This window comes from Stappia indica, assembly GCF_009789575.1.
GTDB classification, from domain to species: Bacteria; Pseudomonadota; Alphaproteobacteria; order Rhizobiales; family Stappiaceae; genus Stappia; species Stappia indica_A.
The window spans coordinates 263,107-277,226 of the sequence record NZ_CP046908.1; the positions used below are offsets into that span (position 1 = coordinate 263,107).

At 66.8% G+C, this 14,120-nt stretch carries 11 protein-coding genes; 5 read left to right on the forward strand and 6 right to left on the reverse strand.

The annotated features are described in order from the left end of the window. Nucleotides 1–397: 397 nt before the first annotated feature. The 4 genes from GH266_RS01285 (at nucleotide 398) to GH266_RS01300 (ending at nucleotide 2,246) form a co-directional block, all read left to right on the forward strand. Nucleotides 398–778, forward strand: a complete 381-nt coding sequence (locus tag GH266_RS01285; protein WP_158192283.1) for a hypothetical protein — start codon at nucleotides 398–400, stop codon at nucleotides 776–778. Nucleotides 779–857: 79 nt separating this feature from the next. Further along, entirely contained in the window at nucleotides 858–1,208 is a 351-nt protein-coding gene (locus GH266_RS01290; protein WP_158192284.1) for a hypothetical protein, read from the forward strand. A gap of 310 nt (nucleotides 1,209–1,518) precedes the next feature. Further along, a complete protein-coding gene (locus GH266_RS01295; protein ID WP_158192285.1) occupies nucleotides 1,519–1,677 on the forward strand; it encodes a DUF5993 family protein in 159 nt (52 codons plus the stop codon). A gap of 11 nt (nucleotides 1,678–1,688) precedes the next feature. Beyond that, complete coding sequence (locus GH266_RS01300) at nucleotides 1,689–2,246, forward strand: disulfide bond formation protein B (RefSeq protein ID WP_158192286.1); 558 nt, start codon at nucleotides 1,689–1,691, stop codon at nucleotides 2,244–2,246. A gap of 17 nt (nucleotides 2,247–2,263) precedes the next feature. On the opposite strand, the gene GH266_RS01305 is transcribed toward GH266_RS01300, so the two are convergent. Continuing rightward, on the reverse strand, nucleotides 2,264–2,908 hold the full coding sequence (locus GH266_RS01305; protein ID WP_158192287.1) for a MarC family protein: 645 nt from the start codon (nucleotides 2,906–2,908) through the stop codon (nucleotides 2,264–2,266). Between the two features lie 295 nt (nucleotides 2,909–3,203). Here GH266_RS01305 and gyrA point away from each other — a divergent pair, with 295 nt between their 5' ends. Beyond that, the gene (gyrA, locus tag GH266_RS01310; RefSeq protein ID WP_209001600.1) at nucleotides 3,204–5,969 is read left to right on the forward strand and encodes a DNA gyrase subunit A; all 2,766 of its coding nucleotides are present in this window, start codon (nucleotides 3,204–3,206) and stop codon (nucleotides 5,967–5,969) included. Nucleotides 5,970–6,494: 525 nt separating this feature from the next. Here gyrA and GH266_RS01315 read toward each other — a convergent pair. From GH266_RS01315 to GH266_RS01335, 5 genes are all read right to left on the reverse strand, one after another. Continuing rightward, entirely contained in the window at nucleotides 6,495–7,778 is a 1,284-nt protein-coding gene (locus GH266_RS01315) for an adenylate/guanylate cyclase domain-containing protein (RefSeq protein ID WP_158192289.1), read from the reverse strand. A 263-nt stretch (nucleotides 7,779–8,041) separates the two neighbouring features. Further along, complete coding sequence (locus GH266_RS01320) at nucleotides 8,042–10,129, reverse strand: dipeptide ABC transporter ATP-binding protein (protein ID WP_158192290.1); 2,088 nt, start codon at nucleotides 10,127–10,129, stop codon at nucleotides 8,042–8,044. Nucleotides 10,130–10,142: 13 nt separating this feature from the next. Next, nucleotides 10,143–11,162: an ABC transporter permease gene (locus GH266_RS01325; RefSeq protein WP_199270418.1), complete on the reverse strand. Its 1,020-nt coding sequence runs from the start codon at nucleotides 11,160–11,162 to the stop codon at nucleotides 10,143–10,145. A gap of 18 nt (nucleotides 11,163–11,180) precedes the next feature. Continuing rightward, nucleotides 11,181–12,131, reverse strand: coding sequence for an ABC transporter permease (locus tag GH266_RS01330; RefSeq protein ID WP_158192291.1), 951 nt, complete (start codon nucleotides 12,129–12,131; stop codon nucleotides 11,181–11,183). Between the two features lie 121 nt (nucleotides 12,132–12,252). Continuing rightward, a complete protein-coding gene (locus GH266_RS01335) occupies nucleotides 12,253–13,944 on the reverse strand; it encodes an ABC transporter substrate-binding protein (protein ID WP_199270419.1) in 1,692 nt (563 codons plus the stop codon). Nucleotides 13,945–14,120: the final 176 nt, after the last annotated feature.

Below are 14,120 nucleotides of genomic sequence, written 5' to 3' on the forward strand. Positions count from 1 at the left end.
CGCCGTCATGCGCTCCCCCGGCCCCCTCTTCACTCTCCTCCCGTGCCGCTTCGCGCCTGCCCGCGCCCGATCACCGACCTTTCACCGGCCTTTCACCTTCGCGCGAGCTTCGCCGTTTGCGCGCGCCTGCCTCTTGGCCCGCGTCCGGGCGCTCCCCATCTTATCTTTCAGGGTTGCAGGGGATGCGTGCCGCGCGGTCCCCGGCTGGACCGGCACCATGCCGGTCGCGGGCAGAAAGCAGGAGCGTTTCGCATCCGCGAAGCGTCCGGAACCGCCGAAAGGCCATGCGATTGATGCATGGCTGGCATGCGAAAGCATGCCCGGCTTATACGCAACTCGCTGCAATCGTTCACAAAAGCAGCACAGGCCGTTCACGGAATACTGAACCGGCAAAGCCTTGCCAATCCCCTCGGGATACTACATATGGCGGTGCATGATGACGATTCACAAAATTCATCAGCTGTCGACTCCGATCGCCCTTTGGGGTGCCGGCGTCGTGCTGCTTGTCGCAACGCTCGGGGCCGGATTGGCCGCCTCGGATGTCGACGCCGCGGCGGAAACCGCTGCCAACATGCAACCTTCTGCCCACGAGCGCGTTGTCTCGGCAGGCAAGGACGAACGTGCCATCGCGCAAACCGTCGAGGCGGTGTGCGGCGGCATCATCTTCCGGGAAGAGGATCCCGATTGCTTCGCCGGCACCCCGCCGCAGAAGCATCCGGTGATCGCCGAGCCGGCGACGGGCAACCAGGCGCTGCCGGTGCAACCCTCCGGATCGTGATCCGCGTCACGGTTTCCTTGCCCGTTATGCCTCAATGTGGGGCCATCGAAGAACGGTACTAAGCAGGGACGTGACGACAATGACCTTCATTCACGATCATGGCGAACAGCACGCTCATCGCATCCGGGATCTGGCGATTGCCACCGTCGCGGCCCTGGCCGTCTTCGGCGGCATCGCAAGCATCGCCCACACCGTCCAGACGGCTTCGGCCGGCGGGATGCAGAGCGAGATGGCAGCCCCCAAGACCGACCGCGGCGCCGCCGGGCTCCCGGCTGAGTGCCAGGGCCAGACCTGGGGTCACTGGACGGCGAGTTGCGCCTCGGCGCTGAGCGGCACCAAGGGCATGCGCCAGGTGCAGTTCACCACCGTCGAGACCCGCGAGCCGGCCGCCAACACCTCGGTCCTGGAGCGCGTTCCGGCCAGCTCCTGATCCCCGGGTGCCGTCCGCCGGCAACCCAAGAGCTGCATCGGGCGCCGCATGCCGGCGAGCCGATACTAAAAAGGGTCGCCGCATGCCGGCGAACCGATACTAAAACGGGCGCCGCATCCCGGCGATCCGACACTGCAAAAGGCGACGCCCTGCACCCCGCAGGCGTCGCCTTTGCCGTTTCAGAAGGCCGAGGGAACGGGCCGGGCGACGTTCCGCCTCTCCCGAGAACAATCACGGCTCCGTGATCGTCTCAGAATCGCATACCCTTGGCGCGAACCTCCGCAACCCGGATCCGCAAAGGCTCTGCCCGATGTATCTCGCCGCCCTCTTCGCCCTGCTGCTTGCGGCCCTTGTCGCCGCCGCCTTCGGCCCCATGCGCCTTGCCGGCCTGCTGACCGTCGCCAGCTTCCTCGCCGCCGTGCTGGTCTACCTGCACCACGCGACCGATCCGCTGCCGCTGTCGTTCTGAAGGGGCGCATCATGATCTCCAGATCCTTCGAGACCACCCTCAACGCGCTCGCCCTCCTCGCCATCTCCGCCGTGCTCGGCGTCGCCTTCCTCGACCAGTTCGCCAATGGCGAGCTGCCCTGCCCGCTCTGCCTGCTGCAGCGCGCCGGCTTCCTGCTGCTGGCCGTCGGTCCGGTGCTGAATGTCGCGCGCGGCCCCCGGCCCGCCCATTACGGCGTGACGATCCTTGCAGGGCTTCTGGGGGCGGGCTTTGCCATGCGCCAGGTGCTGCTGCATATCGAGCCGGGCGACGCGGGCTATGGCGCACCCTTCCTCGGCCTGCATTTCTACACCTGGGCCTTTGTCGTCTTCGTCGCGGCCGTCGCCGCCTCAGCGCTCATGCTGGTGCTGCGTGCGCCCATTGAGGAGGCCCGCCCGGCCGGAACCCGCGCTGTCCGCCTGACCGGGCTGTCGCTGGTTGCGGTGCTGCTGGTGCTGGCGATGGCCGCGCTCAACACGGCGAGCACGCTCATCGAGTGCGGCTTCGAAAGCTGCCCGGACAATCCGACCGTCTACCGCCTGCTGCAATAGGCAGGCCCCGACGGGCTCTAGCTGGCGGCGATCATCGCGCGGATGCCATCGGCGATGAACTGGATCGACAGCGCCGCCAGCAGCACGCCCAGCAGCCGCGTCACCACCACCGCGGCGGTGTCGCCCATCATCCGCTCGATGCGGTCGGCCAGCAGGAACGACACGAAACAGGCGCCGATGATCACCAGGATCACCAGCGCCAGGCCCAGATAGGTCACCGTGTCGGTTGCCTGCGAGGACAGCAGGATCACGGCCGAGATCGCCGCCGGACCCGCGATCAGCGGGATCGCCAGCGGAAACACGGCGACGTCGTGCAGCTCCTCCTGATGCGCCGCGTGCTGCGACAGCGCCTTTTCCGCGGTCTCGGATTTCCGGCGGTTGCGCTTCTCGAACACCATCTCGATGGCGATGATCAGCAGCAGCAGCCCGCCGGCGATCTGGAACGCCGGCACGGAGATGCCGAGCATGCCGAGAACGCCGCGCCCGGCGACCAGGAAGAGGAACAGGATCGCGCCGCCGATCAGCGTCGCACGCACCGCGATGCGCCGGCGCGTGGCGGCCGTGGCGCCGGCCGTGACCGCCAGGAACATGGGCGCCAGGCCCACCGGATCGATGGTCACGAACAGCGTCGCGAAGGCGTTGATGAAATAGTCTGCCAGCATTGCGCAAGCCCCCCGCGCGACTCGTCCGACCCCGTTATATCAGCCAAAATACGGTGTGTGGGCATGCGGGCGGCACCCCTTGTCCGAACTTTCCCTTGGGAAACTGACAAGCCTCTGTTTTGGCTATGGTTTTCGCGTCGCAAAATGCCCTGGCCGATTTGGCTGGCAGCGCGAAATCGGCTATAAGATCGGGACAGATTCAACAAGTGTGAGAGATCCCTTGACCGATCGGGACACGAACGCACCTACCGGCGGCCTGCCGTCCGATATCAGGCCCGTTTCCATCACCGACGAGATGAAGCGCAGCTACCTCGATTACGCCATGAGCGTGATCGTCAGCCGTGCCCTGCCGGATGTGCGCGACGGGTTGAAGCCGGTGCACCGGCGCATCCTCTACTCGATGCACGAGAACAGCTACGAGTGGAACAAGCCCTACCGCAAGTCGGCCCGCGTGGTCGGCGACGTGATGGGTAAATACCACCCCCATGGCGACAGCGCGATCTACGACGCGCTCGTGCGCATGGCGCAGAACTTCTCGCTGCGCCTGCCGCTGATCGACGGCCAGGGCAACTTCGGCTCGGTCGACGGCGATCCCGCCGCGGCCATGCGATACACCGAGTGCCGGTTGCAGAAGGTCTCGGCGCGCCTCCTTGACGACATCGACAAGGAGACCGTCAACTTCCAGGACAACTACGACAATTCGGAGAGCGAGCCGGTCGTTTTGCCGGCAAAGTTCCCGAACCTGCTGGTCAACGGCGCCGGCGGCATCGCCGTCGGCATGGCCACCAACATCCCGCCGCACAATCTCGGCGAGGTCATCGACGCCTCCATCGCCCTGATGGAAAATCCGGCGATGACCACGGCCGAGTTGATGGAGATCGTGCCCGGTCCCGACTTCCCGACCGGCGGCATCATTCTCGGCCGCTCGGGCATCCGCTCGGCCTATGAGACCGCGCGCGGCTCCATCGTCATGCGCGGCCGCGCCGAGATCGAGGAGATCCGCAAGGACCGCTACGCCATCGTCATCACCGAGATCCCGTATCAGGTGAACAAGGCGTCGATGATCGAGAAGATCGCCGAGCATGTGCGCGAAAAGCGCATCGAGGGCATTTCCGACATCCGCGACGAGTCCGACCGTACCGGCATGCGCGTCGTCGTCGAGCTGAAGCGCGATGCGGTCGGCGACGTGGTGCTGAACCAGCTCTACCGCTACTCGGCGCTGCAATCGACCTTCGGCGCCAACATGGTGGCGCTGAACGGCGGCCGGCCGGAGCAGCTCGGCCTGAAGGACATGCTGACCGCCTTCATCGCCTTCCGCGAGGAGGTGATCGGCCGACGCACCCGCTTCCTGCTGAAGAAGGCGCGCGACCGCGCCCATGTCCTCGTCGGTCTCGCCATTGCGGTCGCCAATATCGACGAGGTCATCGCGCTGATCCGCACCGCGCCGGACCCGGCCACCGCCCGCGCCCAGCTGATGGAGCGCAACTGGCCGGCCCATGACGTGGAGCCCTTGATCCGCCTGATCGACGATCCGCGCCATATGGTCAACGAGGACGGCACCTACAAGCTGTCCGAGGAGCAGGCCCGTGCCATTCTCGACCTGCGCCTGCAGCGCCTCACCGCGCTCGGCCGCGACGAGATCGCCGACGAGCTCAACAAGATCGGCGAGGAGATCCGCGACTATCTCGATATCCTGCGCTCGCGCTCCCGCATTCTCGACATCATCCGCCAGGAGCTGACGGACATCCGCGAGGAGTTCGCAACGCCCCGCCGGACCGAGATCATGGACGGCGGCGCGGACCTTGAAGACGAGGATCTCATCCAGCGCGAGGAGATGGTCGTCACGGTCAGCCATGCCGGCTACATCAAGCGCGTTCCGCTCGACACCTACCGGGCGCAGCGGCGCGGCGGCAAGGGCCGCTCGGGCATGTCGACCAAGGACGAGGATTTCGTCACCCGCCTGTTCGTGGCCAACACGCACACGCCGGTGCTGTTCTTCTCCTCGCGCGGCATCGCCTACAAGCTGAAGGTCTGGCGCCTGCCGCTCGGCGGCCCGACCTCGCGCGGCAAGGCGCTGGTCAACATGCTGCCGCTCGAGCAGGGTGAGCAGATCACCTCGATCATGCCGTTGCCGGAGGACGAGGAGAGCTGGGGCAACCTCGACGTGATGTTCGCCACCACGCGCGGCACCGTCCGCCGCAACAAGCTCTCCGACTTCACGCAGATCAACAAGAACGGCAAGATCGCGATGAAGCTGGAGGATGGCGACGGCATCGTCGGCGTCTTCACCTGCACCGAGCATGACGACGTCATGCTGACCACGGCGCTCGGCCAGTGCATCCGCTTCGCCGTCACCGATGTGCGCGTCTTCGCGGGCCGCAACTCGGTCGGCGTGCGCGGCATCAACCTTGCCGACAGCGACCGCGTCATCTCCATGTCGATCCTGCGTCACTTCGACTGCACGGCCGACGAGCGCAGCGCCTATCTGCGCTGGCGCCGCCTGATGCGCGGCGAGGCCGACGAGGCCAATGGCGAGGCGAACGGCGAGGACGAGAGCGAGGGCGTGCCCGCGGGCGAGCTGACGCAGGAGCGCTATGCCGCCATGAGCGCCACCGAGCAGGTGATCCTCACCATCTCGGAAAACGGCTACGGCAAGCGGTCCTCGTCCTTCGAGTACCGGGTGACGGGCCGCGGCGGCAAGGGCATCACCGCCATGGCGGTGACCAAGCGCAACGGCCCGCTCGTCGCCTCCTTCCCGGTGGAAGACAGCGACCAGATCATGCTCGTCACCAATGGCGGCCAGCTGATCCGCTGCCCGGTCGACGGCATCCGCATCGCCGGCCGCGCCACCCAGGGCGTCATCGTCTTCAACACCGCCGAGGGTGAGGAAGTCGTCTCGGTCGGCCGCGTCTCCGACGAGGAGGACGCGGAAGACGCGGTGCTCGACGAAGCCGGCGGCGAGACCCCGGCGTCCGGTTCCGACACGTCGGGCGATGCCGGCGACGACGAGACCGGTGACGACGAGGCTGGCGAGGACGAAGCTCCGGGCGACGACGCCTGACCCGCCTCACCGCCTGAAGACACCATCACGGGCCGCAGGACACTCCTGCGGCCCTTTTGTTTGCGCGCTTCGCTTGCCCGGGAAGACGCAAGGAGAGGCATGCGCGACAAACACCTGCCGACGGCGCCAATGGTTCCCGGCTCTCCGGCCTTCAGCCTCGTCCGGGAAGACGCCAGCGGAGGTTGGAGCGACAAACACCTGCCGACGGTGCCTCTGGTTCCCGGCTCTCCGGCTTCGCCTGCGGCCGGGATGACCTCCGAGAGAGAGGCACGTCCTCGCATCCCCTCTGCCGTCACCCCAACCTCGTCCGTCACTCCACGGCCGGAGATCCAACCTCAGCCGTCACCCCGGACGCAGGCGAAGCCGGAGATCCGGGGCCTATTCGTTCCCAGAGCGGCAGCAAGGACACCGAAACCTCTCCTCGTCCTCCCGGACGGCGCCCGCTTTCGCGCACCGCCCTCACTGTTCGTCATTCCGGGCAAGCGCCAGCGCGACCCGGGACCGGAGAGCCGAGGGCCGCCCCCTTCACCCGTTCGGGCTGAACAGGTGCACCGGCTCGGCGACGCCGCGAAGGCGATGCTCGCCGAGATCGTCCAGCGCCACGTCGAGCCCGCGCGCGGCCGCCTGCGAGATCAGGATCTCGCGGCCGAGCTCCTTGGTCAGCGCCTCGATGCGGCTCGCCGCGTTCACCGCCGGGCCGATCACCGTGAAGTCGAGCCGCCCGGCCGAGCCGACATTGCCGAAGAACACCGTGCCCTCGTGCAGCGCGATGCCGGTGCGCAGCGGCGCCCACACATCCCGCATGTCTGCGACCGCCGCCGGCGGCGCCGCGTTCAATTCCGCGATCCCGGCAAGGGCCGCCCGCGCCGCGCGCAGGGCCGCGGTTGCCGCCCCCTCGCCTTGCGGAAACACCGCCAGAACCCCGTCGCCCATGAATTTCAGGATCTCGCCGCCTTCCGCGATCACCGCCCCGGCCAGCCGCTCGAAATAGGCGTTGAGCAGCGCCGTCATCGCCGGCCCCGGCAGCCGCGCCGACAGATCGGTGAAGCCGCGCAGGTCCGACATCCAGATCACCGCATCGATTTCCTCGCCGACGCCGCGCCGGATGCTGCCCTGCAGCACCTTGCCCCCCGCCGCCGGCCCCAGATAGGCGTCGAGCAGGTTCGCCGAGATCCGCCGGTCGACATGCCGGGCGACATGCAGCGCCAGGATCGACAGCAGCCGGGCGATGCCGGCCCGCTCTCCCTCAGTGAAGCCGCCCGGCTGGCGCGTTGCCAGCGACACCAGGTTGTGCTGCCCGCCGCTCCCGCTGCCGGTCTCGCCGCCTGCCGTCAGCGGCAGCGCCATGTAGTGGCTGTAGCCGAGTTGCCCGAGTTCCCGCAGCAACGGGTAGCGCGCCGAGGTCTCCGCATCGATGGTCCGGTCGAAGGCCTCGCCCCGCTCGATCACCGCATGGATCGGGCTCAGCCGATAGGCATCCGTCGCCAGGATCTCCTCGGCCACCTGGATCTCGTCGCAGATCCCGTCACCCGCCTCCCAGTTCCAGGCAAAGCCGTAGATCTGCGGGTGCAGCGTGCCCACATGCAGGCTCGCCCGCTCGACCGCCGGCAGCGCCGCCGCCATGCGCCAGCAGAACGCCTCGAAGAAGTCCAGCACGTCGCCGACCGCCAGCGCCTCGCCCAGCAGCCAGGCTTCCACATCGGCGAGCGTTCGGCCAAGCGCCCCTTGCGCCTCCGCCTCGCGCTGCGAGCGCCGGCGCAGCACCACCCCCTTCGCATAGGACCTTGGAAACGGATCGAGCCCCGCCATTCGCGTCTTCCCCTCTCGCCGCCCGGTCACCTGCGAACGGCAATTCACGGCCGCACTTTACCTCAAGCGGACAGGCACGGGGACAAGTCGGAAAGCAGCTGCCGCGCCCCGGCGGGGATAAGTGCCGCGCCCTGGCGGGGACAAATGCCGACGCGCCAGCCGCCCGGCAGCATCGGCGATTTCGGGAGATTGAGAGGCCCCGCGTCAAAATTTCGCGATTTCGAGACGGAATTTTGCAAAATCCGTCTCGAAATTCTCAAGGCCTATTCGGCTGCCTCGGTCTTCGGCTTTATCACCGGCTCCATCGCGCTCAGTTCCGCCGGATCGAGATGGCACAGGATCCTGTGTCCATCGCCGAAGCTGCGCAGCGGCGGCAGCTCGACATCGCAAGTGCCCGGCATCATGTAGGGGCAGCGGGTGGAGAACGGACAGCCCGGCGGCGGGTTGGTCGGCGACGGGATTTCCCCCTTGAGCACGATATGCCGCTTCTCGATCCGCGTGTCGGCGATGGGCACGGCGGCCAGCAGCGCCTCGGTGTAGGGATGGTAGGGCGGCGCGAAGATATCCTCGGTCGTGCCCTGCTCCATGATCCGGCCGAGATACATCACCACCACCCGGTCGGCGAGGTACCGCACCACCGACAGGTCGTGGCTGATGAACAGCATCGTCGTTCGGTTCTCGCGCTGGATGTCCATCAGCAGCTCGGTCACCGCCGCCTGCACCGAAACGTCCAGCGCCGACACCGGCTCGTCGGCGATCACCACCTTCGGATTGCCGGCGAAGGCCCGCGCGATGCCCACCCGCTGCTTCTGTCCGCCGGACAGCTGGCGCGGCTTGCGCTTGGCGAAATCGCGCGGCAGCTTCACCGTGTCGAGCAGCCGGAAGACGATCTCCTCCACCTCCTCGTCCTTGCTGGCGACCCCGAACTTGCGGATCACCCGGGCGATCTGGCTGCCGACCGAATGCGACGGGTTCAGCGTGTCGAACGGGTTCTGGAACACCATCTGCAACTTCGAGATCGTCTCGGCCTTGCGCCGCTGCACCGGCAGGTCGCCGAGCTCCACATTGCCCAGCATCACCTTGCCGTCGGTCGCATCCTCCAGCCCCATCAGCACCTTGGCGAAGGTCGACTTGCCGCAACCGCTCTCGCCGACGATGGCCACCGTCTCGGCCTCGCGCGCGGTGAAGCTCAGCTTCTCGTTGGCCTTCACCACCCGCTCGCCGCCCCGCACGAACAGCCCGCCGTCCTCGATCAGGTAGTGCTTGGTCATGTCCTCGACGGACAGCACGACATCGCCCGCCTCGACCGGCGGCTTCGCCTCGCCCTTCGGCAGGTCGCGGTCCCAGTCGATCTCCTGGAACCGTTCGCAGCGCACCTTGTGGTCGTCGTCGCCCGGCACCGCATGCATCGGCAGGCGGCCGACATTGCACAGCCCGTCGCGGAAGAAGGTGCAGCGCGGCCCGAAGTTGCACCCCTCGGGGCGCTCGTGCGGCAGCGGCAGCTGGCCCGGAATTGCCACCAGCGGATGGGCGTTCTTGTCGGCGCCGGGCAACGGGATCGAGCCGAACAGTCCCCGCGTGTAGGGATGGCGCATCTCGTCGAAGACGTCATGGATGTCCCCGACCTCCACCGCCTCGCCGGAATACATCACGGTCAGCCGGTCGCAGGTCTCCAGGATCAGCCCGAGATTGTGCGAGATGTAGATCATCGAGGTGCCGAACTCCTCGGCGATCTCGTTGATCAGCTCGACGATGCCCGCCTCCACCGTCACGTCCAGCGCGGTCGTCGGCTCGTCGAGCAGCAGCAGCTTGGGGTTCGACAGCAGCGCCATGGCGATCACCACGCGCTGCTGCTGGCCGCCGGAAATCTGGTGCGGGTAGGACGCCAGGATGCGCTTGGGGTCCGGCAGGCGCACCTTGGCCAGCATCTCCTCGGCCCGCACCAACGCCTCGCGTTCGCTCAGGCCGTCATGATAGATCGGCACCTCGGCCAGCTGGTCGCCGATGGTCATCGACGGGTTCAGCGAGGCCATCGGCTCCTGGTAGACCATGGCGATGCGCGAACCGCGGATCTGCCGCAGCTCCTCCTCGCTCATCTGCCGCATGTCGCGGCCCTCGAACAGGATTTCCCCGCCGACGATGGCGCCGTTCTTGCCCATGTACTGCATGATGGCGAGCGCCACGGTCGACTTGCCGCAGCCGCTTTCGCCGACGATGCCGTGCGCCTCGCCCGGCATGAGCTTCAGGTTGAAGTCGACCACGGCCGGGATCTCCCCGGCGCGCGTGTAGTAGGAGATGCAAAGGTTCCGGCACTCCAGGACGGGCACCTGTTCGGCGGCGAGCTCGCTCATTGTGTCCCCCTCCTCAGTCGCGCAGGCTCATTTCCCGAAGGCCGTCGGCCATCAGGTTGAAGCCAAGGATCAGGCTCGAAACGGCCAGCGCCGGCACGAGCAGCATGTAGGAGAACTTCCACAGCATCGCCGTCTTTGCGCTCTCGCGGATCATCAATCCCCAGTCCGGGTCGGGCGGCTGCAGGCCGAGGCCCAGGAAGGTCAGCGTGGTGATCGCCACCGTGGTGTAGCCGAGCCGCAGGCAGGCATCGACGATGATCGGCCCGCGCACGTTCGGCAGCAGCTCGAAGACCATGATGTAGAGCGGATGTTCGCCGCGGGTCTGCGCCGCGTAGACGTAGTCGCGCGTCTTGATGTCGAGCGCCAATCCCCGGACGATGCGCATGATCGCCGGCGCCGAGGCGAAGGTCACCGCCACCACGATGTTGAAGCCCGACGGTCCGAGATAGTTCAGGATGACGATGAACAGCACCATCACCGGGAACGACAGCAGCACGTTGGCGACGAACGAAATGATCTCGTCCCACCAGCCGGCCAGATAGCCGGAGATCAGGCCGAACATGGCGCCGAACACATAGGCGACCATGGTCGCCGTGACGCCCCATACCAGCACCCGCTGGCAGCCCCAGATCATGCGCGACAGCATGTCCCGGCCCTTGAAGTCGGTGCCGAGCCAGAAGAACAGGCCATTCCGCTCGGTCAGGGGCGTGGCGAACGGGGCGATCGGCTTGTTCGGGTCCATCAGGGGCAGGTACGGCGCGCTTACCGCCATCAGCAGCCAGAAGAACACCAGCGTCAGCCCGATCACCGCGACCCGGCTTTCGCGAAAGGCGCGGATGCCCAGCACGTAAAGCATCAGCGTCGCAGGGATCGCCGGCAGCAGCACGGTCCGCGCCTCGCCGCCGATCGTCTGTCCGAACATCACATAGGCCATCAGCGGCACCCACATCAGCAGGATCAGCGCGATGACGGGCTTGGGCCGCGACAGGCGGTCGAGGGCGGAGGGGCCGGACGGGATCTCGGTCACTGCCATTGAGTGCGTCTCCGGTCCTTACGCAAAACGGATGCGTGGGTTCAGGAAGGTGTAGCCGATGTCGGAGATGATCTGCGACAGCACGGCGACGGCGACGGCGACCAGCGTGCAGGCCTGCACCACTTCCACATCGGGAAACAGCGCCGCCTCGAGCAGCAGCTTGCCGAAGCCGTCATATTCGAAGAAGACCTCGACCACGACGACGCCCGACAGCAGCCAGTTGAGCTGCAGCACGATCAGCGTGAACGGCGCGATCAGCGCGTTGCGCAGCGCGTGCCGCATCACGACCCGGCGGTACGGCAAGCCCTTCAGGATCGCGGTGCGGATGTATTGCGAGGTCATCACCTCGGCCATCGAGGCGCGGGTCATGCGCGCCACATAGCCGAAGTCGTAGATCACCAGCGTCAGCACCGGCAGGATCAGCTCGCGGAAGCTGAACCCGCCGATCATCGCCGATTTCACCGGCAGCCAGCCGAGGCCGAGGGCGAAGATGATGGTCAGCAGGATGGCGCTGGCGATCTCCGGGATGCTGGTCGTGAAGACCGATATGAACGAGATGCTCCGGTCCTGCAGCGACCCTTCCTTCATGCCGGCCAGGATCCCGAGGATCAGCGACAACGGGATCATCAGCGCGAAGACGAAAAAGGCCAGGATGCCGGTATTGGCCAGCCTATCCGCCAGCAAGGGGCCGACCGGACGGTTCTTCTCGTAGGAGAAGCCGAGATCGCCGCTCAGGATGTTGCCCACCCAGTTGGCGTAGCGCTGGTAGAACGGCACGTCGAGGCCGCGTGCGGCGAGCCAGCTCTTGTAGCTCTCCTCGGTCAGGGCCGAGACGGCGAAGCCGCCAAGTTCTTGCACCGCCAGCCGTTTCTTGAACTCCGGCGTGTCGAAGATCGCGAACAGCAGCAGCGAGGAGACCGCCATGATCAGAACCATCTGAACCAGGCGTCTCAGGATCAGTTTCAGCATGTGGCGCCCACCGTGTCGGCCCCTCGATCATGCCTCAAGCGCGGCATGCGGGCCCTCCCCCTGACCTCGGCAAAAGACCGCCGCGCCGGAAATATCCCGGCGCGGCAATCGGTTGTCGGCGTCAGCTCATCCAGACCTTGTTGAACTGGTGATACTGGGTCGGGTGGGCCGGATAGCCGTTCACCGACTTGGAGGCCATCGTGTAGACCGGCCGCCAGATCGGCATGACCATCACGGAGGCGTCCTGCAGGATCTGCGAAGCCTTGGCGAGCAGCCCCTTGCGGGCCTCCACGTCGAGCGTCGCCTCGGCCTCGTCGAGCGCCGCGTCGAACTCGGGCGAGGCGAAGCCGGACTCGTTCCACGGCACGCCCGTGCGGTAGCCGAGCGACATCACCATCGTGCCGAGCGGACGGTGGGTCCAGGCGGTCGCGCCGAACGGCGTCTTGGTCCAGATCTCCCAGTACTTGGAAGCCGGAATGACGTTGATGTTCAGCGTGATGCCCGCGTCCTTGAGCTGGTCGCGCATGGCCTCGGCGGCCGTCTGGTGCCACGGGCCGTCCGTGTTGCCGACATCGATCGTGATCGTGATGCCGTCGGGATGGCCGGCCTCGGCGAGCAGCGCCTTGGCGCCCTCCACGTCGCGGGTCAGCGGCGCCAGCGCCTGGTAGTCCGGATGCACCGGTGCCACGTGGTGGTTCTCGCCGACATCGCCGCCTTCCGGGTAGACCAGCGGCTTGATCGCGGCGTTGTCGATGGCCATGGTCACGGCCTTGCGCACGCGCTCGTCGGTGAACGGCTCGGCATCGACGCGCATGCGGCAGCACAGGCACTGCGCCGTGCGGGCGGCGATGATGTTGCCGTCGATGGCCTTGGCCAGCTCCATCTGCTCGACGCCGAAGTCGTAGATCGCATCGACGCTCTGGCCGGCAAAGGCGGTCAGCTGGTTGTCGGCGTCGAAATTGTAGTAGTGGATCTCGTCGAGAAACACCGTGCCGCCCCAATATTCGAAGGGCTGGCCGCCGGCCTCGGTCACCTTCTTGAGGATGCAGCGGTCACCGACGACGTTCTCGGTGATCGTGTAGGCGCCGGTGCCGTTGATCGCGTCGTCGAGCGGCGGCTTGAAGCCGCGATGCACGATGGCGGTCGGGTAGTTGTACATATCCTCGGGGAAGGACAGCACCGGCTTGGTCAGGTTGAAGCGGATCGTGTGATCGTCGACGATCTCGATGGCGCCGTCGATGAGGCTCTTCTTGCCGTCTTTATCCTCGACCATCGCCGAGACCGACGAGAGGCCGATATTCGACGAGCCGAGATCCGGGTTGGTCCAGCGCTCGAAGTTGAACTTGACGTCCTCGGCGGTGAAATCGTCGCCGTTGTGCCACTTCACGCCCTTGCGCAGGTAGAAGGTCCAGGTCTTCAAATCCTCGGATGCTTCCCAGCGCTCGGCCAGCATCGGCCGGGTCACGTTGTCCGGGCCGGTCATCGCCAGGTATTCCAGCATGTGGCGCGTCTGGTTGGAGGCCTGGGTCCACGAGAAGGTCGCCGGATCGTCGATCTTCTGGACCTGCATCGCCACCTTCAGGATGCCGCCGGCCTTGGCGTTCGGGTCGTCCGCCGGGAACGGCAGGTTGGCCGCGTCCTGCGCGACCGCCGGGCTCGGCAGGCCGGCCATCGCATAGGCCGCACCGGCACCGACGCCCAGCAGCGCCGCGTATCGGACGAACTCGCGGCGGCTCAGCCGGCCGCTGTCCATCTGTTCCTGCGCTTCCCTGACTTTCGGATGCATCTTGCTTGACGTCTCGTTGGTCGACATGCCCTGTCTCCCCTCCAACCGATTGCTGTGTTTGCTCTTTTTCACTGCCGCCGCGGGCCGGAAGCCCGCCGCGCATGTCGTTCCTGGCCTTGCCGACCTCGCCTTGCGCTGGCGCGCGAGCGAGGTCCGACTGCGGACCTGCCCTGGAGATCCTCCGTGTCGGCCGGTCGCCGTTC